Origin of the sequence: Catenulispora sp. GAS73, from assembly GCF_041262085.1 — a bacterium.
Classification (GTDB): Bacteria; Actinomycetota; Actinomycetes; order Streptomycetales; family Catenulisporaceae; genus Catenulispora.
This window is the reverse complement of record NZ_JBGCCM010000007.1, coordinates 50,788-74,461: the sequence shown is the minus strand read 5'-3', so window position 1 is coordinate 74,461 and position 23,674 is coordinate 50,788. Positions and strand designations below refer to the sequence as shown.

At 71.1% G+C, this 23,674-nt stretch carries 11 protein-coding genes; 9 read left to right on the top strand and 2 right to left on the bottom strand.

All coding sequences use genetic code 11. The annotated features are described in order from the left end of the window. The first annotated feature begins 10 nt into the window (after positions 1-10). The 9 genes from ABH935_RS12455 (at position 11) to ABH935_RS12415 (ending at position 16,036) form a co-directional block, all read left to right on the top strand. Positions 11-7,057, top strand: coding sequence for a beta-ketoacyl synthase N-terminal-like domain-containing protein (locus tag ABH935_RS12455; RefSeq protein ID WP_370378007.1), 7,047 nt, complete (start codon positions 11-13; stop codon positions 7,055-7,057). After that, positions 7,054-8,649 (top strand): PfaD family polyunsaturated fatty acid/polyketide biosynthesis protein, encoded by a 1,596-nt coding sequence (locus tag ABH935_RS12450; RefSeq protein ID WP_370378006.1) that lies wholly within the window; start codon positions 7,054-7,056, stop codon positions 8,647-8,649. The genes ABH935_RS12455 and ABH935_RS12450 overlap by 4 nt, the downstream gene beginning before the upstream one ends. Next, positions 8,646-10,463, top strand: coding sequence for an acyl-CoA dehydrogenase family protein (locus tag ABH935_RS12445; RefSeq protein ID WP_370378005.1), 1,818 nt, complete (start codon positions 8,646-8,648; stop codon positions 10,461-10,463). The genes ABH935_RS12450 and ABH935_RS12445 overlap by 4 nt, the downstream gene beginning before the upstream one ends. Next, complete coding sequence (locus ABH935_RS12440; protein WP_370378004.1) at positions 10,460-12,256, top strand: acyl-CoA dehydrogenase family protein; 1,797 nt, start codon at positions 10,460-10,462, stop codon at positions 12,254-12,256. Before ABH935_RS12445 ends, ABH935_RS12440 begins: the two co-directional genes overlap by 4 nt. 15 nt (positions 12,257-12,271) lie before the next feature. Then, entirely contained in the window at positions 12,272-12,673 is a 402-nt protein-coding gene (locus ABH935_RS12435) for a type II toxin-antitoxin system RatA family toxin (protein WP_370378003.1), read from the top strand. Between the two features lie 16 nt (positions 12,674-12,689). Then, positions 12,690-13,940: an aspartate aminotransferase family protein gene (locus tag ABH935_RS12430; protein ID WP_370378002.1), complete on the top strand. Its 1,251-nt coding sequence runs from the start codon at positions 12,690-12,692 to the stop codon at positions 13,938-13,940. Positions 13,941-13,979: 39 nt separating this feature from the next. Continuing rightward, positions 13,980-15,218, top strand: a complete 1,239-nt coding sequence (locus ABH935_RS12425; RefSeq protein WP_370378001.1) for a thioester reductase domain-containing protein — start codon at positions 13,980-13,982, stop codon at positions 15,216-15,218. A 9-nt stretch (positions 15,219-15,227) separates the two neighbouring features. Beyond that, the gene (locus ABH935_RS12420; RefSeq protein ID WP_370378000.1) at positions 15,228-15,431 is read left to right on the top strand and encodes a hypothetical protein; all 204 of its coding nucleotides are present in this window, start codon (positions 15,228-15,230) and stop codon (positions 15,429-15,431) included. 212 nt (positions 15,432-15,643) lie between these two features. After that, positions 15,644-16,036 (top strand): DUF3291 domain-containing protein, encoded by a 393-nt coding sequence (locus ABH935_RS12415; protein WP_370377999.1) that lies wholly within the window; start codon positions 15,644-15,646, stop codon positions 16,034-16,036. Between the two features lie 774 nt (positions 16,037-16,810). Here ABH935_RS12415 and ABH935_RS12410 read toward each other — a convergent pair. Both ABH935_RS12410 and ABH935_RS12405 read right to left on the bottom strand, forming a co-directional pair. Next, positions 16,811-20,212, bottom strand: a complete 3,402-nt coding sequence (locus ABH935_RS12410; protein WP_370377998.1) for an amino acid adenylation domain-containing protein — start codon at positions 20,210-20,212, stop codon at positions 16,811-16,813. Positions 20,213-20,233: 21 nt separating this feature from the next. Next, positions 20,234-23,515 (bottom strand): type I polyketide synthase, encoded by a 3,282-nt coding sequence (locus ABH935_RS12405; RefSeq protein WP_370377997.1) that lies wholly within the window; start codon positions 23,513-23,515, stop codon positions 20,234-20,236. Between the last annotated feature and the right edge of the window lie 159 nt (positions 23,516-23,674).

The following is a 23,674-nucleotide window of genomic DNA, read 5'->3' as shown; positions in this document are numbered from 1 at the left end:
CGTGACCCCCATGTCGGACACGTACAGCGGCACGCCGATCGCCATCGTCGGCATCGGCTGCCTGCTGCCGGGCGCGAACACGCCCGAGCAGTTCTGGGACAACCTGCTCGCCGGTGCCGACCTGCGCCGCCCCGGTGACATCTCCACCTTCGGCGCCAACCCGGCCAACCCGGGCGGCTGGGGAGACGACACTCACAAGATCACCTCGGTGCGGGGCGGTTTCGTGACCGAGCCGGACATGGACCACGACGACCTGCGCGTCGACGCGCGGACCGTCGACGGTCTCGGCGCGGTGGTCCGGTGGCCGCTGTACGCGATCCGGCAGGCGCTGGCCGACGCCGGGATCGCCGAGGACGACCCGGCGCTGGCCCGCACCGGCCTGGTCCTGGGCAACTACTCCTTCCCCACGGAACAGTCGGGCAAGCTGTGCCTGCCGTTCTACCGGCACGGCGTCAGCAACGGCCTGCGCCGGGCCGGGCTCCCGCTGCCGGAGGCCGGCGAGTCCGGCTCGTGGCAGCCGAACGTCCCGGTCCGCTCGCTGTGGCCGTCCGGCCTGCCGGCCACGGTCGTGGCCGACGCCTTCGGCCTCGGCGGCCCGCGGCTCGCGCTCGACGCGGCGTGCTCCTCGGCGCTGTACAGCGTGAGCCTGGGCCGGGACTACCTCGCCACCGGCGCCGCCGACGTGGTGCTGGCCGGCGCGGTCTGCGCCCCCGACCCGCTGCTGATCCACCTGTCCTTCAGTGATCTGCACGCCTACCCGGTCAACGGGGTCAGTGTGCCCTTCGACGCGGCCTCCTCCGGCATCGTCACCGGCCAGGGCGCCGGCGTGCTGGTCCTGAAGCGGCTGGCCGACGCCGTCCGCGACGGCGACCGCATCCACGCCGTGGTCGAGTCCATCGGCCTGGGCAACGACGGAGCCGGCGCGCACCCCCTGGTGCCCAACATCTCCGGCCAACTGGCCACCTACGCGCAGGCCTACGGCTCCGGCGTGGACCCGCAGAGTGTGGACTACATCGAGTGCCACGCGACCGGGACCCCCGTGGGCGACCCCATCGAACTGCGCGGCCTCACCGAATTCTTCGGCGCCGACCGGGTGCCGCTGCTCGGCTCGGTCAAGGGCAACGTGGGCCACCTGCTGACCGTCGCCGGATTCACCAGCGTCCTGAAGGTGATCCTGGCCATGCGGCACGGGGTCATCCCGGCCACGCCCACGCAGACCGGTCCGATCCGGCCGGCCGGGGCCGAGAACGCCGCCGACCGCCTGGTGATCGAGAACCGGCCGTGGCCGGAGAACAGCGATCGGCCCCGGCGCGCGGGCGTATCAGCCTTCGGATTCGGCGGCACGAACGCGCACCTGGTGCTCACCGACGCCGTCGAATCGGCGACCCGGACCGCACCGGCGGCGCAGCCCGCCGCGCCGCAGCCGGTCCGGATGGCGATCACCGGCATGGGCGTGCGGGTCGGCGAGGTCGCGAGTGTCAGTGCCCTGCGTAGCACTCGTCGGTCCGGACGCCCGGCGCTCGCCGCGCGGCCGGCAACCCGTTGGTACGGCGCGGAATCCCTCGGCATCACGGAACTGGAGTCCGACTCGGACGCCGGTTACGTCGACAGCGTCGAGGTGGACGTCCGCGGCTACCGGATGCCGCCCGCCGAGCTCGCGCAGGCCAACCCCCAGCATCTGCTGCTGTTCGAGGCCGCGAACGAGGCGCTGGCCGAGGCCCGGCTGACGGCGGCCGGAGCCAAGGGTCGCGGCGAGCGCCGGGTCGGCGTCGTCATCGCCATGGAGATGGAGCCCCGTTCGCTGGCCCACCGCGCCCGGTTCGACATCGGCGCGCACGTGCGCGCCGAAGTCGCGCGCACCGGACTGGACCTCACCGCCGACGAGCTCGACCGGCTGGAGGCCGCGGTCCGGGCCGGCGTGCACGACCCCATCGGCGCCAACGAAGTGCTGAGCTACATCGGCAACGTCATGGCCGCGCGGATCGCCTCCGCGCACAACTTCACGGGACCGGCGTTCACCGTGACCGGCGATGCCACCGGCGGCGCGCGAGCGCTGGAGGTGGCCGGTCTGCTGCTGCTGGACCCGACCGTCGAGGCGGTCCTGGTCGGCGGCGTCGAGCTGGCCGCCGGCTACGAGAACACTTTGGTCAGAACGGCGCTGGCGAACGGCGTCCGGCCGGTGCTGGCCGACGGTGCCGCGGCACTCGTCCTCACTCGCGCGACCGCGGGCTCGGCGTTGACCGTGGACGCGGTGGTCACCGGTACCGCCGGCTCGCCGTCGCTCGCCGCGCATGTCGAGGACGCGCTCGCGAGCAGTGGACTGACCTGCGAGGACATCGGCTATGTGGAACTGGCCGGCGGGATCGACGCCGAGCAGCTCAGTGCCCTGAGCCGGATCTACGAGGGCCGCGGCGACGACACCCCGGGCTGCGTGCTGGCCGCTCATCCGCCGCTGGTCGGCGACACCCAGCAGGCGAGCGTCCTGGTCGGGGTGGTCAGCGCGGCGCTGAGTCTGCGGCACCGCGAACTGCCTCCGGCCGCGCCGGAACTGTTCGAGACGGCCGCTGCCGCTGCCGGCTTCGGCGCGTCCGCGCTGCGGCTGCTGGACGCCGGGGTGCCGTGGCTGCCGCGCCGCGTCGACGACCGCCTGGCGGCGGCGGTGCACGCGGTGGACGGCGCGTCCGCGGCGCACGTCATCCTCTCCGCGCCGCCGTCGCGTCCGGGCATCGAGGCCATCGACTGGACCGGGGCCGGTGCCCCGGTGCTGATCCCGCTGTCCGGCGACTCCGGCGAGGAACTGGCTGCGGCGGCGCAGGAATGCCTGACAGCCCTCGACAGTGGCCGCGCGCCGATCGACCTGGCTCGGGCGCACGCGGTGACTCCCCGCAGCGGCCGCTACGTCGCCGCCATCGTCGCCCCCGATGAAGCCGGTCTGCGTCGCGAACTCGCTTCGGCGATGAAGCATCTGCCGCAGACGGTCGCCGAGGGCCGGGACTGGACGACGCCGGCGGGCAGCTACTGCACGGCGAATCCGGCCGGCTCCGACGGCCGCGTCGCCTTCGTCTACCCGGGCGCCTTCACCGCCTACCCCGGCGCGGGCCGCGACGTGTTCACTCTGTTCCCCGGCCTGCTGTCAGAGTTCGAACGCGACGCCCGCGCGCCGTGGTCGGAGCTGAAGCACGCGGCGCTGTTCCCGAGCGCTCCGCTGGGTGTGGACCGTGAAGCGCTGATGCGCCACGAGGGCGAACTGATCGAGTCGATCCCGACCATGCTCGCCATCGGCACCAACTCCGCGGTGCTGGCGACGCGGATGCTCCGCGACACGCTCGGCATCCGGCCCGACGGCGGCTTCGGCTACAGCCTGGGGGAGAGCAGCATGCTCTTCGCCATGGACGTGTGGGACGCGTCCGTGCGCGACGACGCCGCGCTGATCGCCTCCCCGCTGTTCGTGGACCAGCTGTGCGGGCCCAAGCGCTTCGTCCGGTCCGCGTGGGGCCTGCCGGACGCCATCCGGGACCGCGACGTGTGGACCACGCAGGTGTTCCTGGCCGGCGCCGAGGAGGTGCGGGCCGCGATGCCGGGCCTGGACCGGGTGTACCTGACGCACGTCAACACCCCGAACGAGGTGGTCGTCGCGGGTTTCCCGGAACAGGTCGAAGAACTCAAGAACCGGTTGGGCTGCAAGGCGGCGAAGGCCCCGGCCAACCACGTCATGCACAACGCCGTGGTGCAGTCCGCACACCCGCAGTTCGCAGCCCTCAACGACCACCCGCTCGGCGCGTCCGCATCAGGGCTCGAACTGCTGTCGAGCTTCGACTACGGGCTCGTCGATCCCTCGGACCGGGAAGTGATCTCCCGTCGAATCGCCGACACCCTGTGCACCACGGTCGACTTCGCCCGGCTCACCGAGAACGCCTACGAGCGCGGCTTCCGGGTGTTCATCGAAGTCGGCCCCGGTGCGACCTGCACCCGGTGGATCGGCGAGACCCTGGCCGGCCGTTCGCACGTCGCAGTCGCGGTGGACCGCCGCGGCACGTCGGTCGGCCAGTCGGTCTGCGCCATGGTCGCCCGCCTGGTCAGCCACGGTGTCGACGTGCGCCTCGACCGCCTGTTCCCGGCTCCGGCCCAGGCGTCCGTGCCCGCGTTCAGTGCCACCGTCGTCTGCGGCGGTGAGTCGCTGGTCGAGCGGGTCCGGGAGCGGGCCGAGCCCGTCCTGGCCGACGCCGTCGAGCTGCGCGCGCTGGACGCCGAGGTCGGACCGCTGCTGATCACCGCCGACCCCGATGTCATCGTCATCGAGGCGGAGCCCTTCGTGTACCTGCCCGCTCGCCGTCCCGTGGAGGTGGCTGCCGTGGCGCAGCCTGTGATCCCCGCCCAGCAGACCGTTCCGGTCGCCGACTACGTCCCCCAGGCTGCTGCGGCCGCCCCGGTCTCCGACTACGCGGTCGCGGCCCGTAGCCGGGTGCTGGGTCCCATGCGCCATACCGTCTTCCAGGCCCACGGCTCGTTCCTGCGAGTGCAGGGCACGTTGGCGCACGCCAGTCTGGATGCCCTTGAGGCCGAACGGGGTGTGTTCTTGCCGTTCGCCCCCGAGCAGTTCGCGACTCCGGTGCAGCCCGCGGCTCCGGTGCAGTTCGCGACTCCCGAGCAGCCCGCGATCCCCGTGATCTGGAACGAGGCGCAACTGCTGGAGTTCGCCTCGGGCGACGTCGCCAACGTCTTCGGCCCCGACTTCGCCGAATACGACACCTTCCCGGTCCGGGTGCGCCTGCCCGAACCGCCGTACCACTTCGTCACCCGGGTCACCGACCTCAAGGGCACGCCGGGCGTCTACGAGCCCTCGTCGATCACCACCGAGTACGACGTCCCGATCGGCGCCTGGTACAGCGTGGACGGCCTGGTGCCGTGCGCGGTCACCATCGAGGCCGGCCAGTGCGACCTGCTGCTGATCAGCTACCTCGGCATCGACTTCCGCAACCGCGGCCAGCGCGTCTACCGGCTGCTGGACAGCGAGCTGGTGTTCCACGGCGGCCTGCCCCGCGAGGGCCAGACCCTGCGCTACGACATCAACATCTCGCGCTTCGTCTGGAACGGCGACAGCCTGCTGTTCTTCTTCAACTACAAGTGCTACGCCGACGGTGAGCTCATCCTGGAGCTGCTCAACGCCTGCGCCGGGTTCTTCTCGGCCGCCGAGCTGGAGAACTCCCTCGGCGTGGTGACCAGCGCCGCCGACCGCCGCCGGCGCGAGGCCCTGACCCGCACCTGGTTCAAGCCGCTGGCCCGGACCGACCGCACGTCGCTGGGCCCTGCGGACCTCGAACTGCTCGCGCAGGGCCGGCCCGCCGAGGTGTTCGGCCCGGCCTGGGATCAGAGCGCTGACGGCAGCAACCGCTCGCTGCGGCTGCCGGACACGATGCTCCGGATGATCGACGAGATCACGGTGATCGACCGGCTCGGCGGCCCCTGCGGGATCGGCGAGATCAGCGCGGTCAAGCACCTGGACCCCGAGGGCTGGTACTTCAAGTGCCACTTCCCGGGCGACCCGGTCCTGGCCGGCTCGCTGGTCGCCGAGGGCGGCGTGCAGCTGCTCCAGGTCTACGCGATGTACCTGGGCATGCACCTGGTGCTGCCGGACGCCGAGTTCCAGTCGGTGCCGGGCCTGAAGACCCAGGTCAAGGTGCGCGGCCAGATCACGCCGAACCAGAAGAGCCTGCGCTACCACGTGGAGATCACCAAGCTCACCATGCTGCCGCGGCCGACCGTGATCGCCGACATCGTCGTCTACGACGGCGACAAGGCGATGATCAGCATGCAGAACTTCGGCGTGCAGGTGCGCGAGAAGCCCGGCACCCACTACCGGCCCGAGACCGGGGGCATCCCGGCCTTCCTGGGCCGCCGCAACGCCCAGGGCGAGCCGGCCTTCATCAACGAGCTGCACCTGTCGCACGCCGCCAAGGGCGACCTGGCGACCGCGATGGGCCCGGAGTTCGAGATCTACGCCGACCGCAAGGCCCCTTACATCCCCAACGGGGACTTCCGCTTCGTCGACCGGATCATGAAGTTCGGCGGGGTGCGCGGCACGCTGAAGTCCGGCGCCACCATGGAGACCGAGTACGACTGCCCGCCCGAGGCCTGGTACTTCCACGAGAACTCCTTCCCGGGCATGCCGAACTGCGTGTACATGGAGTCCTCGCTCCAGGCCGCGATCCTGCTCGGCTACTACCTCGGCGCGACCCTGGCCACGCCGGAGCAGGAACTCAACATCCGCAACCTGGACGGCACCGCGAGCGTGGTCAAGCAGATCGACCTGCGCGGCAAGACGATCCGCCAGCAGACCCGGATGACCTTCAACCAGATCATGCCCGGGACCTCGCTGCAGAAGTTCAGCTACGAGCTGTTCGCCGACGGCGAGCTGTTCTACAAGGGCGAGTCCATGTTCGGCTACCACACGGCCGAGGCCCTGGCCAACCAGGTCGGCCTGGACGCCGGCAAGTACGTGGCGCCCTGGCTGGACCAGCAGGAGAGCCTGCCGGCCGCGGCGAAGCGGACCCTGGCGATCCGCCACGTCGACGACTGGTTCACCCGGCCCGGCCTGCACCTGGCCGACGGGCACCTGCGCATGGTCGACACCGTGGACATCGTCGCCGGCGGCGGCAAGTACGAGCAGGGCTACCTGTACGGCCACCGCGAGATCGCCCACGACGACTGGTACTTCGAGTGCCACTTCTACCGCGACCCCGTCATGCCCGGCTCGCTGGGTGTCGAGGCGCTGATCCAGGCGCTCCAGGTGTACGCCATCGACCTGGGGCTGGGGGAGGACTTCGCCGACCCGGTGTTCGCCATGCCGCTGGGCGTCGCCACGACCTGGAAGTACCGCGGCCAGATCCTGCGGACCGAGGGCCCGATGACCTTCGACCTGCACGTCAAGGAGATCCGGCGGGAGGCGGACCGGGTCCTGGTGATCGCCGACGCCAACGTCTGGAAGCCCGGAATGCGCATCTACGAGATCACCGACATCGCTGTTGAGGTGCACGACCGTCGAGAGGACGAACGATGAGCATCACCCTGGGAACCGAGGACTTCGTCGAACCGGTGGTCCACACGTCCGTCGAAGGCTGTTACAGCACCCTGACCGACCTGGAGTCGCCGGTCTACGTGGTGCGCAGCCCCGAGGGCATCGGGCTCACCACCCGCCGGCCGGACGACGACGAGACCGTGGTCGCGGCGATCGGGCCGCTGACCCCGGACCGGCTGGGCTCGCAGGCCTTCCGCGCCCACCACGGCGTCAAGTACGCCTACATGGGCGGCGCCATGGCCGGCGGCATCGCCTCCGAGGACTACGTGATCGCGCTGGCCAAGGCCGGCTACCTCGGCTCGTTCGGCGCGGCGGGGCTGCTGCCGGCCCGCGTGGAGTCCGCGCTCCAGCGCTTCCAGGCCGAGATCCCCGGGCTGCCCTACGCCGCCAACCTGATCCACAGCCCCAGCGAGGCCGAGCTGGAGCGCGCGGCGGTCGAGCTGTTCCTGCGCTACGGCGTGCGCTGCGTCGAGGCCTCGGCCTTCATGGACATCACGCCGAACATCGTGCGCTACCGCGTGGCCGGGCTCGGCCGCACTTCGGACGGCTGGATCACCGTCGCGAACCGGGTGATCGCCAAGGTCTCCCGGGCCGAGGTGGCCGAGAAGTTCATGCGCCCGGCGCCCGAGGCCATGGTCGCCGACCTGGTCGCCGCCGGGCTGGTGACCGCCGAGCAGGCCGAGCTGGCCCGCCAGGTCCCGCTGGCCGACGACGTCACCGCCGAGGCAGACTCCGGCGGCCACACCGACCGGCGCCCGCTCACCACGGCGTTCGCCTCGGTGCTGCGCCGCCGTGACCAGTTGCGGAACGAGCTGCGGCTGCCGCTGGAGGTGCGGGTCGGCGCGGCCGGCGGCATCGGGACCCCGCTGGCCGCCGCCGCGGCCTTCGCGATGGGCGCCGACTACATCGTCACCGGTTCGGTGAACCAGTCCTGCCTGGAGGCCGGCACCTCCAGCGAGGTGCGGCACCTGCTGGTCCAGGCCGGTGTCGCCGACGTGGACATGGCGCCGGCGGCGGACATGTTCGAGATGGGCGTGCAGCTCCAGGTGCTGAAGAAGGGCACCATGTTCGCGATGCGCGCCAAGCGCCTCTACGAGCTGTACTCCGCCTACCCGGGCCTGGAGGCGCTGCCGGCCGAGGAGCTGGCGCGGCTGGAGGGGCAGATCCTGCGCCGCACCGTCGACGAGGTCTGGCAGGACGTCACCGAGTACTTCACCCGCCGCGACCCCGACCAGCTGACCCGGGCCGCCGGCGACCCGAAGCGCAAGATGGCGCTGATCTTCCGCTGGTACCTGGGCATGGCCTCGCGCTGGGCCGTGGTCGGCGAGGGCGACCGCGGGCTGGACTACCAGATCTGGTGCGGCCCGGCCATGGGCAGCTTCAACGAGTGGGTGCGCGGCACCTACCTGGCCGTGGCCGAGAACCGCCGGGTCGCCGACGTCGCCCGCAACCTGATGCAGGGTGCCGCGTTCACCGCCCGGGTGCAGCAGCTGGCCCTGGCCGGGGTGCGGATGCCGCGCGGCTGCGGCGACTTCCGCCCGGTCCCGTCCGAGCTGGCCGGGGACGAGCTGTGACTGCCGTCGGGCTGATCGACGCCGCCGTCGAGCTGCACTCGGCGGCGGCCGACCTGGACGCCGCGCTCGGGGACCCGGCCGACCCGGGCAACCCGTGCGGCTTCCAGGCCATGGTCGACCGCGCGGAGTCCGGCTCCTTCCCCGAGGCGCTGACGAAGGCGGCCGGGCCGGCGCTGCGGCTGTCCTATGTGCCGCTCGCGCAAGGCGGGGACCTGGTCCGCTACGACGACCTGTTCGCCCTGGTGCGGGTCGCAGCGCGGCGTGATCTGACGGTCATGCCGGCCACGATGATCGACATCACCGCGACCAGCTGTGTGCTGCTGGCCGGGTCGCGGGAGCAGCAGGAGCGGGTGGTGGAGCTGCTGCGCGGCGGCGGCTCCATCGGGTTCTCCTTCTCCGAACCGGACCACGGCAGCGACCTGCTCGCCAACACCTGCACGCTGACCCCGGCCGAGGACGGCTGGCGCCTGGACGGCGTGAAGTGGCTGACCGGCTTCGGTGGCCCGGCCGAGGCCGCGCTGGTGATCGCCAGTACCGGGGGACGTGGCCCCGCCGCGTTCAGCGCGGTGCTTGTGGACCAGCCGCTGGACCCTTCCCAGAGCCCTGATTCGGCGACCACGGTCCGGTTCCAGCAGGTGGCCGGTATGCGCGGCGCGCACTACGCCGAGATCCGGTACGACGGCGTGCCGATCGCCGCCGACGCGCTGGTCGGCCAGGTCGGGCACGGCATGGAAACCGCGATGAAGGCGATGCAGATCGTCCGCGCCACCAGCACCGCCGCCAACCTCGCCGCCGCTGACAGCGCGCTGCGGCTGACCCTGGACTTCGCGCACGGGCACGTGGTGGCCGGCAAGCCGGTGGATCAGCACCCTGCCAACCGCCGGGAGCTGGGGACCGCCGCCGCCGCGCTGATCGTCGCTGATGCGGCGGCGCTGGGCTGCGTCCGCGCCATGCACACCTTCCCCGAGAAGCAGAGCTTGTGGTCGGGCACGCTGAAGACGGTGCTCACCGGGCTGTCGGAGGAGGTGTTCGCGCGGTGCGCCGACGTGCTCGGCAGCCGCAGCGTGCTGCGCGAGGGCGCGGCCGGCGCGTTCGACGTGCTGCGCGCCGACAACGCGGCGGTCCGGTTCTTCGACACCAGCCCGACGGCGAACCAGCGGCTGGTGGTGATGCAGCTGAATGCCTTCTCCGAGAGCAAGGATCCTGGCACGGATCCGGCGCTGCTCGCCGCCACCTTCGATCTGGGGCGTCAGCTGCCGCCGCTGGAGTTCGACCGCCTCGCGCTCGCCTCGCGCGGACGCGACGTCGTCACCGGCGAGCTGTCGCATGTTCTGATCGGTGTCCGAGCGGCGATAGCGTCCGTGGTCCTGGACCCCGACGTGCCCGAAGCCGACGCGGTCCGGTTGCTGGAACTGCTCGCGCAGCTGGAGGCCGAGCTGGCTTCGGCCGCCTCCGACATCCGCGCCGCCGCCTCGCTGCCGCCCGCCCTGCGCGGCACCACGCAGCTGGACCTGGCCGCCCGGGTGTCGTTCCTGCACGCGGCCGCCTCGTGTGTGCACCTGTGGTGGTTCAACCGGCAGCGCTCGCTCTACGGCTGCGCGCCCGGCGCGCTCGGCTGGCTGACGGCGTCGTTGGCGCTGCTGCTGGACCGCGCTGCGGAGCGCACCGCCCGGCTCTCCACGCCGCTGGCCGACCAGGCGTACCGAATCGCCGCCGGCCTGTGGCAGGACGTGCGGATGTTCTCCGCGGTCCCGCTTCAGCTGGCCGGGCGGCGACCACATCAGGACGATGCGAAAGGACCGGTGCTGTCATGACGGTTCAGCACAATGTCGCCGTCGCCGAGGACCTCGAACGGAACCTCGGCGATCCCCACGACCCCGCGACGCTGCTGTCGTTCCAGCGGATCCTGCGGTACGACGAGCTGGAGGAGTTCCCGCACGAGCTGGTCGGCGAGCTCCAGCGGCGGGCGGTGCACGAGTACTGCCTGCCGGCCGAGTGGGGCGGGCGGGCCGGCGACGTCGAGACCGGGTTCCTGCTGCTGCGCCTGGTGGCCCGGCGCGACCCGACGACCGCCAGCGCCCTGATGCTCACCGACCTGGCGTTCATGCCGACCTGGATCGGCGGCAGCCAGGAGCAGCGGACCCGCTTCGTCTCCATGATCAACAACGGCGCGAAGATGGCCTGGGGCCTGTCCGAGCGGCACCACGGCAGCGACGTGCTGTCCAACGACATGCGCGCCGAGAAGGTGGACGGCGGCTACCTGCTCACCGGCGAGAAGTGGCTGATCGGCATCGCGACGCTGGCCGACGTGGTGACCGTGCACGCCCGCACCGGTGAGCGCGGCGGGCCGGGGGACTGGTCGATCTTCGCCGTCGAGAAGCGCCTGTGCTCGGCCGGATCCGTGCGCGAGGTGCCGAACGAGCGGCTGCACGGCCTGCGCGCCCTTGACCTCAGCGGCATCGAGCTGGACCAGGTGTTCGTCCCGGACAGCCACCTCATCGGCGGCGAGGGCCAGGGCCTGGAACTGGTCCTGAAGAGCGCGCAGGTTGCCCGGACCACCATCAGCGGCATCGCGCTGGGCGCGGCCGACACCGCGCTGCGGGTGACCGCCGACTTCATCGTGACCCGGGAGATCTTCGGCAAGACGGTCGCCGAGATCCCCTACACCCGGCGCCAGATGGCCGAGAGCTTCGCCGACCTGCTGCTGGCCGAGGCGGTCGCGACCGGCGGCGTGCGGGCTCTGCAGGCCTGCCCGGACCAGGTCGGCATCACCTCCGCGATCGTGAAGTACTTCGTCCCGACCTCGCTGGAGCGCACGCTCTCGCAGCTGTCGCTGGTGCTCGGGGCGCGGCTGTACCTGCGCGAGCACCCGCACTACGGCATCTTCCAGAAGATGCTGCGCGACATCCTGGTCTCGGTGTTCGCCGACGGCAACACGGTCGTCAACCTCAAGAGCGTCGGCGCGCAGCTGCAGACGATTCTCACCCGGTCCGCCACCGCGACCGCCGACCAGCGCGCCGCCGCGGTCGCGAAGACCGCGCTCATGTACGACATCGACGCCAAGCTCGCCGAGTGGGTGCCGGCCCAGCAGCAGCTGTTCAGCCGCGACGGCGACGTCGTGCTGGTGGCGTTCCCGGAGGCCATCGCCAGGCTGCGCGAGCTGGCCCGGACCCGCGAGGGCGAGCAGCGCACCTGGTTCGAGCAGTCCGCCCTGCTCGCCGACCGGCTGCTCGTCGAGGTGGACCGGCTGGCCGAGGACCAGCGCGCCGCGCAGGAGCTGCTCGGGCGCGCCTACGGCGCCTCCGCCGAGCTCTACCGGCTCGCCGAGCGGTACTGCGCCCTGCACGCGGGCGCGGCGGTCATCCACCTGATCGTGAACTCCCAGGCCGTGCTGGCGGACCCCTTCCCGGACGGCGCGGTCCTGCTGCTGTGCCTGGAGCGGGTCTGGCGCACGTTCCACCCGACCGACGCCGTCACCGACGTGGCCGCCATCGACCGCGTCACCGACGTCCTGCTGCGCCTGCACGGCGAGCGGAAGCTGTTCTCGCACTGGCAGATCCAGGTCGAGGCCTCGGGCGAGGCCCGAACCCCTGAAGAGACGGAATAAGGACCCATGTACTCGATGAATTCCCGACTCCCCATGTCGTGCGAGCCCCAACAGGTCTGGGACGTGCTGCTGGACTACAAGTCCTACCCCGAATACATGACCGGCGTGAACGAGATCGAGATCCTCGACCAGGACGGCGAGCGCCGCACCAGCAGCTGGATCGTCGAGCTCAAGGGCTCGGAGATGGAGTGGGAGCAGGAGGACCTCATCTCCGTCGACGACCGCCGCATCGAGTTCCACCAGACCGACGGCGACCTGAACAGCTACCAGGGCTTCTGGCAGGTGCACGCCAACGAGCTGGAGGTCAGCGTCGAGTTCGACATCGGCCTGCCGCTGGTGGCCGAGATGATCCACCCCGCCGTGGCCAAGGCCATCGAGGGTTACGCGGGCGCCATCGTGGCCCGCGCCGAGCAATAGGAGACGGGGACAGGCTATGAGCGACATCAAATCCGGGGACGCCAAGGCGACGTTCAAGCAGGTGAAGAAGCACTTCTCGCCGTCGCTGGCGATGGCCGGGAAGTTCATGGGCCAGGGCGCGGTCGAGACCTCCGCCGAGGGCTGCCGGGTGACGCTGTCCGACGGCCGCCAGGCGCTGGACTTCGGCTCCTACGCGGTGGCGCTGCTCGGCCACCGGAACGTCGCGGTGGTCCGGGCGGTCCGCGAGCAGCTGGACCGGATGCCCACCTCGACGCGCTCGGTGCTCAACCCGGTGCCGGCGCTGGCCGCCGAGACCGTCGTGGACTACCTGGGCGGGGCGCTGCAGAAGGTGTACTTCGGCGGCGGCGGCGCGGACGCGGTCGAGGTGGCGGTCAAGCTGGCGCGCGTGGCGACCGGCCGCAGCACCGTGATCGCCGTCGAGGGCGCCTTCCACGGCAAGACCCTCGGCGCCCTGGCGCTGACCCACCACGACCGGTTCCGCGGCGGGCTGGACTCGGTGCTGCCCGGCGCCGTGCACATCGACCCGACGCAGCCCGACGCGGTCGCCCGGGTGCTGGCCGAGACCGACGACGTCGCGGCCCTGATATTCGAGCCCGTCCAGGGCGAGAACGGCGTGACCACGCTGGACCCGGCGATCCTGGCGCGCTGGTGCGCCGACGCCAAGGCGGCCGGCGCGTTCGTCATCGCCGACGAGATCCAGGTCGGCCTCCGGCGCTGCGGCGAGCGGTCCGTGGCGCTGGCGGCCGGCCTGCCGGTGGACGCGGTGCTGCTGGGCAAGGCGCTCGGCGGCGGCGTCGTCCCGGTGTCCGCGATGGTGTGCACCGAGGAGCTGTACGCGCCGCTGGCGGCCGACTTCGTCCTGCACACCGCGACCTTCTCCGGACACCCGCTGGCCACCGCCGCGATCGTGCCCGCGCTGGCCACCATCGAGGAGCACGTCGCGGACGGCCTGCGGGTCAGCGCCGAGATGGCCGCCGGGCTGGCGGCGATCGCCGCCGACCACCCGGAGTCCGTCACCGCGGTGCGTGGCCGGGGCCTGCTGTGGGGCGTCGACTTCGTCTCGCCAGAGTTCGTCGGCGAGGTGCAGGTCGGCCTGGCCCAGCGCGGGCTGGTCGTCTCGACCTGCCTGAGCCGGCCGGAGGTGCTGCGGCTGATCCCGCCGATCGTCGCCACCTCCGAGGACATCGAGCAGGCCCTGTTCCTGCTGCGCGGATCGATCGAACAGGCCCGCGCCGCGGTGGCCTAGCCCGAGACGGATGGCAAGGAAAGTAAGGAAGGCAAGGACATGACATCTGCCGACATCGAAGGCGACACCACCCAGATCGAAGGCGACGCCGCCCAGATCGAAGGCGACGCCGCCCAGCTCGCCGAGGACAGCGTGCTGGCGGCGGACATCCAGGGCTTCACCCCGCGCACCCCCGTGGCGCAGGCGACGTCGGTGCTCCTCACCGGGGCGACCGGCTTCGTCGGCTCGTTCCTGCTGCGCGAACTGCTGGCGACCGACCTGACGGTCCACTGCCTGGTCCGCGGGGACTCCGCGGAGGCGGCGCGCGAGCGGCTGCTGGCGAACCTGGAAGCGCTCGACGTGGACGTCACGGACGTGGCCGACCAGATCGTGGTCGTCCCCGGCGACATCACGCTCGAACGGTTCGGCCTGTCCGAGACCGACTACCAGGCGCTCGCCGGCCGGGTCGAGGCGATCTACCACACCGCGGCGAAGGTCAACTTCCTGACTCCGTACAAGTGGCTGCGCAAGGCGACGGTCAGCGGGACCCACGAGGTGCTGCGCTTCGCGTGCGCGGCCGCGGCCCCGCTGCACCACGTCTCGACCGCCGGCATCTTCAACGGCCGGACCGGGGACAACACCACCCCGCGTGACGAGCAGTACCCGACCGGGCCGGCGGATGACATGCCGCTGGGCTACTCCAAGGCCAAGTGGGTCGCCGAGGAGCTGATCTCCACGGCGCGCGAGCGCGGCGTGCCGGTCACGGTGCACCGGCCCACGCAGGTGTGGGGCGACTCGCGCTCGGGGGCTTGTCAGCGGAACGACTTCGTGTGGAGGTTCGTGATCGGGTCGGTGCAGGCCGGGGTGTACCCGCGGAACTTCCGGCTGAAGATGAACCTGGTGCCGGTTGACTACGTGTGCGCGGCGATCGTGGCGATCTCGCGGCAGGAGGCTGCGATCGGCGGGAATTATCACGAGATCGGGCCGGAGGCTATTGAGTCGGCGACGATTCAGGGGTTCATTGGGGCCGCGGGGTACGACCTCAAGGAGGTCAGCATTATCAAGTGGCTTAAGGCGATCTCGGCGCAGGGGGTGAGCAACGCGATGTTCCCGCTGATCCGTACTGCGATGCTGATGGAGCAGGAGGAGCAGCCGCCGTTTGGTGATGAGGTGACGCGCGGGTTTTTGCGCGGGGTTGGGGTGGAGGGGGCTGATATTACGTGCCCGGCGATTGATGAGGTTTTGTTTGCTAAGTATGCGGATTACTTCGTGCGGCGTGGGTATTTGCCTGCGGCGTGACGGGGTGGGGTGACTCTCTCTCCGCTGTTCCTGGCGTTCGGCTCGGTGCTGCTGCCGCTGAAGGCGGTGGCGATGGCGATGAAGCTGCTGTCGCTGGCGGCGACGTTCGGGGTGCTCGTCGATCCTGTTCGGGGTGGGGGATGGTGGTCGCGATCGCGCTGGACGCCACGATTGTTCGCATCCTGCTGGTGCCGGCGATCATGCGACTTCTGAGACACGTCGGGTGGTGGGCGCCGGCGGCGCTGCGGCGGGTTTACGATCGCTTCGGTATCCGCGAATCACGTGCCGAATCTGTACTGCCTCAGACCACTCGGCCGGCGGCCGCGCCGGTCGAATTTTCCGCACGCTGACCTTGCACGCTGCACTAACCCTGCACTGACTACGCACTGACCCCGCACATCTCTCAGACCACGAAGGAACCCGCCATGCCCGCTCTGCCCTGGACCAAGGGACCCTTCCAGCCCGCCGCGGACGCCGAGCTGCACGTGCTCACCTCCCGCCTGCCGCTGCGCAGGTACACGGATGTGCCGCGGTTCCTGATGTGGACGATGCGGATCCGCAAGCAGCTGCGCACCGCGCCGGGGTGCGCGGGCTACGCGCTGGACGCGAAGCTGCTGAAGAAGACCTTCTGGACGCTGTCGGCCTGGTCGGACAAGGCGGCGATGGACAAGTTCGTGCGCGAGGGCTCGCACGCCGCGATGCTGGTCGCGATGCAGGGGCGGGTCGGGGATCCGAAGTTTATTGAGACGCCGGCCGGGGCCGGGGATCTGCCGCTGGCTTGGAGTGCGGCTCGGGAGCGGATTGCGAGTTTGGGCTGAGGGTTGGGGCTTGGGGCGCTGCTCGGGGCTCAGTGCGCTGCTAGGACGCGGTTGGGCCGTGGGTGCAGGCGTTTTTTGACGGCTTCGCGCAGGGTTTGATGACCTCGCAGGGAGACGCAGTTCGGTTGTGCCCCGCAGGTTGCGTTGGCGGCCGGCAGTGCCGTGGTTGTGTCGGTGGCGCGTGCTATATCTGTGCATAAGGGGCGATAATTTCCTAACAAAATGCCTGGCATGTCCGACTCGCGCACCGGGTTGCGTTGGCGGGTGGCAGTTTTCGCGTGCAAGACCGCGCGTCGGTCCGAGTCACTGCGCATGTCGTAGGCGGCAATCGTCGTGCGTGGTGGGCGCCTTGAGGCCTCCGGCGGGCGCTCTACAGCGAGGGGGCGACCCGAGCGTCCGGCGGTTTGGCGGCGGTCCGCGACTGGTCGGCTTTCTATCCGCTGTTGCCTGCGTTGCGCTGGTCGGCGGCGGTCGCTGCTTGTGGTCACCGGGTTCTGGGCCCCTCGCCACGTCGTCGCCTTACGGAACCAGCCCGGTTCGGCGGCGTCAAGCCGCATCACACCTGCTGTGGTCCGGCTCCGTCCGGCTGGACACCACCAAACCGGCCAGGTTGGCTTCGCCCGCCGACGCGGCGAGGGACCCAGAACCAACACCCCGCATGGTCCGGTCGGACCCCCCTCACGACGGGGCCGGTCCGGCTGGCCTGTCACCGGAAGCTGGTCCGGCGCGATCTCCACGGGGAGATCGCGCCGGATCGTCGAGCGGGGAGTGGCGCTAGCCTGCGGTCCCGACCTCGCCCTCCGCGCGTAGCGCCGTTGCCAGGCGGGCGACCGTTGGGTTGTCGAACAGCCGTCGCAGCCCGTCGTCCTGGCTGCCGCCGGCGCCGAACTGCTTTGCGATTCGCTCCTGGATTCCGATCGCGCGGAGGGAGTCGCCGCCGAGTTCGAAGAAGTTTTCCTCGATGCCGAAGTCGTTGCGCTCCAGTACCTCCTGCCAGAAGCGGAGTAGCGTGCGCTCCAGCTCGTCGCGCGGCTCTGATGGGGTCGCAGAGGCCTGCTGCTCGCGGGGTGCTGGCAGGGCCGACATGTCGACCTTGCCGTTTGGGCTCAGTGGCACCTTCGGGATCAGCAGGTAGTGCCGCGGCACCATGTACTCCGGTAGCAGTTCCTCCAGCTCGGCTCGCAGTGCCTCTGCGTCCGGGTGGGGGCGGCCTGCGGGGGCTTCGCCCTCGGCGGGGACCAGGTAGGCGACTAGCTGGCGGCGGCCCGTGCGGGGGTGTGTGTCCACTGCGACGATTGCCTCGCGGATGCCCTGGTGCCGGCGGAGGGGGGCCGCTATCTCGCCGAGTTCGATGCGGTAGCCGTTGACCTTGACCTGCGAGTCTTCGCGGCCCAGGAACTCGATGTCGCCGCCGGGGAGGTAGCGGCCGAGGTCGCCGGTGCGGTAGAGGCGTGCCTTGGTGCGGGGGTGCACGATGAAGCGTTCCGTGGTGCGCTCCGGGTCGCCCCAGTAGCCGCGGGCTACGCCGCTGCCGCCGATGTAGATCTCGCCGGTTGCCCAGGTTGGGCTCGGTTCGAGCCACTGGTCGTAGACGTGCATGGTCTGGTTGGCCAGGGGCTTGCCGTAGGGGATCGACGTCCACTCCGGGGGTACTGCGCCGATCGGGTGGTGGATCGACCAGATCGATGCCTCGGTGGCGCCGCCCAGGCTCATGATGCGCGTCGCCGGGTACAGGGTGCTGATGCGGTCCGGGAGGGTCACCGGGATCCAGTCGCCGCTCATCATCACCAGGCGTAGGGCTGTGCCGGGTGGGGTGGCTGCCGCGTCGTGCGCGTCGATCCAGGCCTGCATCAGCGCCGGCACGGTGTTCCACAGGGTCACCTGGTGGCGGGTTACCAGGTCGCTCCAGTGGCGGGGCTCGGCTGAGCGGCCCGGCTCTGGCATGACGACCGCGCCGCCGGCTGCCAGGAGGCCGAACACGTCGTAGACCGACAGGTCGAAGCTGAGTGCGGACAGTGCCAGTACCCGGTCCTGCGGGGTGAGGTGGAAGCGGCTGTTGAGGTCCTGGATGGTGTTGGCCGCCGCCTTGTGGTCGATCATCACGCCCTTCGGCGTGCCGGTCGAGCCGGAGGTGAAGATCACGTAGGCCAGGTCGTCCGGGGCCGGGCCGGTCGGTGGCGGGGTGGGTGGGGCGGAGCGTACCTCGGCGTCGGTCAGGGTCAGTAGGCTGATGTCGTCGGGCCAGCTCAGTTCGTCGCGCAGGCGGGGGGTTGTGACCACCGTGCGGACTCGGCCCTGCCGCAGGATCTGCTCGCGGCGGGCGGCCGGCCAGTGCGGCTCGATCGGCAGATACGCCGCCCCCGACCTGGTGACGCCGAGGGCGGCGGCTACCTGGGCGTAACCCTTCTCGGCGATGATGCCGACCAGGGTGTCGCGCTCCGCGCCGGCCGAGTGTAGGACGTGGGCCAGGCGGTAGGCGTCGCCGACCAGCTCGCGGTAGCTGTGCTCGCCCTCGGCCGTGATCACGGCGATCGCGTCCGGGGCCCGCTCGGCCTGCTCCTCGACCAGGTCGCACAGCGTGCGCGCCGGGATCGGTGCCTCGGTGTCGTTGGCCCGGCAGCGCTCCACGGCCTGCGCCTCCGGCAGTACCACGAGCTCCGCCTCGTCCCAGGCGCCCTCGCTGCCGCCGAGCTGCTCCAGGCACGCGCGGTGCGCGGCGAACATCTCGGCCACCATGTCGTCGGGGAAGAGCCCGTCCACGTAGTCCCAGTTGACCAGCAGCTCGCCGCGCTCCTCCAGCACCTGGTAGTCCAGCCAGACCTGCGGTGTCTGGCTCGCGCCGAACACGACGTCGCCGAACATCTGCGCCGACTCGGTGATGTTCGACGCGGAGTCGAAGCCGATCATCGACGTGAACACCACCGGCATCGCGGCGCCCGGCCGGCCGCCGAGCCGCCTGGCGCGCTCCCGCAGGACGCGCACCCCGGAGAACGAGGAGTGGCCGAGGTCTTCCATCAGCTGGTGGTGCAGCCGCTTGGCGCGCCCGGCGAAGGAGTCCTCGGACTCGGGCCGCGATTCCAGCAGTACCACCGAGGTGAAGTCGCCGATCACCTCGCCGAGCCGCGGATGCGACGGCGGACGGTTGAACAGCGTCAGGTTTAAGGTCAGCTCCGGGCGCTTCGACCAGCGGCGCAGCACGTCGGCATAGGCCGCCAGCAGCACCGCCGACGGAGTCAGGCCCCTGCTGCGGGCCGTCTCCTTGATGGCCGACCAGTGACCCGCGGACAGCCGCGTGTGCTGCCGGGCGAACGCCGGGCGCGAGAGCTGCCCCGGCTGGACCGCCAGCGGCAGCTCGGGAGCCGGCGGCAGCTGGTCGAGCCGGTCCAGCCAGTACCGCTTGTCCTCCTCGAACCCGCGGCCGCCCTGCTGCTGCTTCTTCTCGGCGAGGACGTAGTCGCGGAAGCTGATGTCCAGGGGCTCGGGCGCGGCCTCGGGGCGGCTGTAGAAGGTGAACCAGTCGCGCTGGAAGATCCCGATGCTGAACCCGTCCATGATGAGCATGTCGAAGCTCATGTGCAGCCGCCACCGCCGGTCCTCCAGCTTGGTGGCCCGGATCTCGAACAGCGGCCAGCGGTCGGCGGGGATGATCTGGTCGGACAGTTCCGCCCGGATCTGCTCGATCCCGGCCTCCCGCGCCGCGTCGTCCAGTGCCGACAGGTCGGCGACCGCGATGTCGTACTCCGGCACCTCGGGCAGGACCTGCTGGTACCCGCCGGGCTGGATGACGGCGCGCAGCATGTCGTGCCGCCGGATGAGCTGGTTCAGGGCCCGGCCGAGCCGGGGGACGTCCAGATCCACGGCGTCGAACTCCAGATAGCCGTGCGCTGCGTTCCCGCCAAGCTCCACCGCCGGCGTCCGGCCCACCCAATAGGCCTGCTGGATGTCGGTCAGCGGGAACGGCTCGTGCCGCTCGGCCGGCTGCGCCTGCAGGCCCGCCGGCTCGTCCGCGCGCTCGGCGCGCGAGATGATCTCGATGAGCTCGTCCTTGCGCAGGCTCATCTCCTCGCGCAGCGCGGGAGTCAGGGCGCCGGGCGGCGCCGTCACGTGCAGCTTGCCGTCGGCGAGCCTCAGCCGCACCCCGCGGCGGTACAGCTCGGCGAACAGGTCCGTGGTCATCGTGGCTGCCTTCCTGGCGGATTACAGGATGAGTTCTTCGATCTCGCCGGCGGCCGCCGGCTCTTCGTCGCCGGTGACGACCAGGCTTCGGGCAGCCAGGGACCGGCAGACCAGGTCTACGACGTCGGCCACGGTGGCGTCGCCGAGCAGGCGCTGCGGCGGGACGTCCACGGACAGCACGGAGCGCAGCTGTTCCCGGAGCCGCATCGCGCGCAGCGAGTCCAGGCCGAGATCGCCCAGCCGCAGCTCGGGGAAGCGCTCACGCAGACTTTCCCGGTCGTCGTCGAGTCCTTCGACCATGGTGGTGACCCGGGTGAACAGGATGTCCGCGAAGGTCTGTCGCGCGGCCTGCGGCTCTTCGATGGCCAGGCGCGACAGTTCTGCGACGTCCCACGAATCGGTGTCCGCGGTGGGGTGGTCGGCGGCCGTATGTCTGAGTCCTGTGATGGTCGCCAGCGGCTCACCGGAGTCGGAGTACAGCTCCAGGTCGATCGGGCCGTCAGGGGTGCGGCGCGCGTGGCACCACAGTCGGTGCGGGAGCTCGCGGTGGCGGGTGAGCCGCGACAGGCTCGACGGGAGCCACGTCTGGTCGCCGCCATCGACGAGCGGCAGGGCGGTGCGGAAGCAGGCTTCGAGGACGCCGGGATTCAGAAGGTACTGATCGGTGTCGGCCTCGATGAGCGCCAGGGCCTCGTCCCCGCCCAACCGAGCGCGCAGCCCGTTCAGATATGTGGCGGACGGGACTGGCTGGTCCGTCTGCGCTGCCGAGGCGGTGAACTGCGGGGTCCAGCTGCGGTCGGCGCCCGCGCTGAAACCGCGGATCGCGCCCTGGGAGTCGACCGTCGTCTGGAGGACGAGGGGGAGCGCGGCGGGCTCACCGAGGGCGAGATCCTCGATCGTCAGGGTGTTGCCACTGTGGCTCGCGGCGGCCAGTGCCCATTCGGCGACGACGGCCAGCGGCAGGGTGGGCGCGTACCAGGGCTCTTGCGCGGTCAGTGCGCGGGAGAATCGGTGCTCGTCGGAGTCGGCGAGGTCGATCGGGCCGCCGAGCAGCGGATGCACGGATTCCTTGACGATGTCGGGCCCGGACCCCGCGCCGCCCCGGCCGGTCGGCCCGTCGAGCCAGAAGCGTCGGCGCTGGAAGGGATAGCCGGGCAGCCGGATCCTCCCGGAGCCGGTCCCGGCGAAGACCGCCTGCCACGACACGGACGTCCCGGCGGTGAAGGCCGTGGCCAGACGCGTCACCAGCTGATCAGCGGTGATGTCGGGATCGAGCTCCAGGACGCTCGCCGCGCCCCGTGCCCGCACCTCGGACCGGACGTCCTCGGCGTCGGAGCGCAGGAAATCGGCCGAGGCCCAGTAGCTCGGGTCGGCCGGGTCGCCGCCGGTGGAGACGAGGGTGAGACGCGGCTTGGCGTAGTCGATCCGCTGTGCGGTGGCGCACAGGGTGTCGGGCGCGCAGGCGCTCGCCGCGAGTGACAGGGCGTCGGCGTACGACAGGATTCCGGCGACGTGCGCAGCGGCGATCTCGCCGATTCCCGAGCCTGCGACGAGCTCCGGTGCCACTCCGCACGCACTGAGCCGTTCGTAGGCCTGCACCATGGCCGGGAAACGTTCGGCGGCCGAGGCGGGTTCGCAGCCCGCGAACACCACTGCGGTCTTCGCTGAGACAGCCGTGCCGGTGTGCAGACCGGGCGCGTCGTCGCCACGAGCCAGCGCCGCCAGCGCGGCGAGATGTTCTTCGACGGACGCGGCCAGAATGACCGCGCGGTGCTTGAAGGCGGACCGGTGGGCCAGCGAGTTCCCGACCTCTGCGATACCGGCCGGAGAAGTGGCGAGAAAGGAGCTGAGCTCCGCGGCCATGGCGCGCAGCGCCGGTTCGGTCTTCGCTGAAAGCACCCAGGGTGCCGCCGAACCCTTGGTATCGCCCGGAGCGCTGTCGGTCTCGGCAGCAGCCGGCTCTTCAAGAATCACGTGCGCGTTGGTCCCGCTGATCCCGAACGAGGACACACCGGCCCGTCGCGGCCGCCCCTCGGCCGGCCACGGAACCGACTCGCCCGTCGGCACGACGGTCCCGTCGGACCAGTCGACGTAGTCGGACGGCCGGTCGAGGTGCAGCGTGCGCGCGTGGATCCCGGCGCGCATGGACATCACCGTCTTGATCACTCCGGCCACGCCGGACGCGGTCTGCGTGTGCCCGATGTTCGACTTGACCGAGCCCAGCCGCAGCGGCCGGGCCGGATCCCGCTTCTCGCCGTAGACGGCGATCAGCGCCTCGGCCTCGATCGAGTCGCCGAGCGCCGTGCCGGTCCCGTGCCCCTCCACCGCGTCCACCTGGTCGGGGGTGAGTCCGGCGGCCTCCAGCGCCTGCCGGATGACCGCCTCCTGCGCCGAACGGCTCGGCGAGGTCATGCCGTTCGTCGCGCCGTCCTGGTTGATCGCCGTCCCGCGGATCACCGCGAGCACGGAGCGGCCGTTGCGCTGCGCCACGGACAGCCGTTCCAGCGTCAGCAGCCCCGCGCCCTCGCCGAACCCCATGCCGTCCGCGGCGCTCGCGTAGGGCTTGCACCTGCCGTCGGCGGCCAGGGCGCCGCGGCGGCTGAACTCGTCGAGGACGCTGGACGTGGCCATGACGGTGACGCCGCCGGCCAGCGCCAACTCGCAGTCGCCGCGCCGTAGGGCCTGACACGCCAGGTGGATGGCGACCAGCGCGGAGGAGCAGGCCGTGTCGATGCTGATGGCCGGCCCGCGAAGGCCTAGAGTGTGGGAGATACGGCCCGAGGCCGTGCTCGGCGAGCTGCCGATGATCAGCTGGTCCGCGACGCTCGTGGGGAGTGCGTCCCGGGGCCCTGCGCCGTAATCGCAGTAAGACACGCCGGCGTAGACGCCGGTCTGGGATCCGCGCAGCCCGACCGGGTCGACGCCGGCGTCTTCGAGCGCTGACCACGCGGTCTCCAGCAGCAGCCGCTGCTGCGGATCCATCGCCAGCGCCTCGTGCTCGCCGATGCCGAAGAACTCGGCGTCGAACAGGTCGGCTCCGGCGATGAAGCCGCACCGGCCCGCGCCGGAGCCGGAGCCCCAGCCCCGGTCGTCGGGAAACGGCGAGATCCCGTCGCCCTCGCCGGCCACGAACCGCCACAGCTCCGCCGGAGAGCGCAGACCGGGGGGAAAGACGCAGCCCATGCCGACGACGGCGATGGGCTCGGATTCCCTGAGCTCGACCTCGCGCAGTCTCCGGGCGGTTTGCTGAAGTTCGCCGGTGGCCTTCTTCAGGTACTGGCGCAGCTTTTCTTCATCGGCCATGACTGATGCGGCCCCCTGCGATTGGTAAAGTGATTCGCGGATCCGGGACGGAGTTCTTGTGCCATTCCAGATTCCCGCACCGACCTTACGGGGCGGCCCTGATCGCCGACACCCCACTTCCACCCCTACCGGACCCCGGCGTCGAGCGGGAGGTGGGGT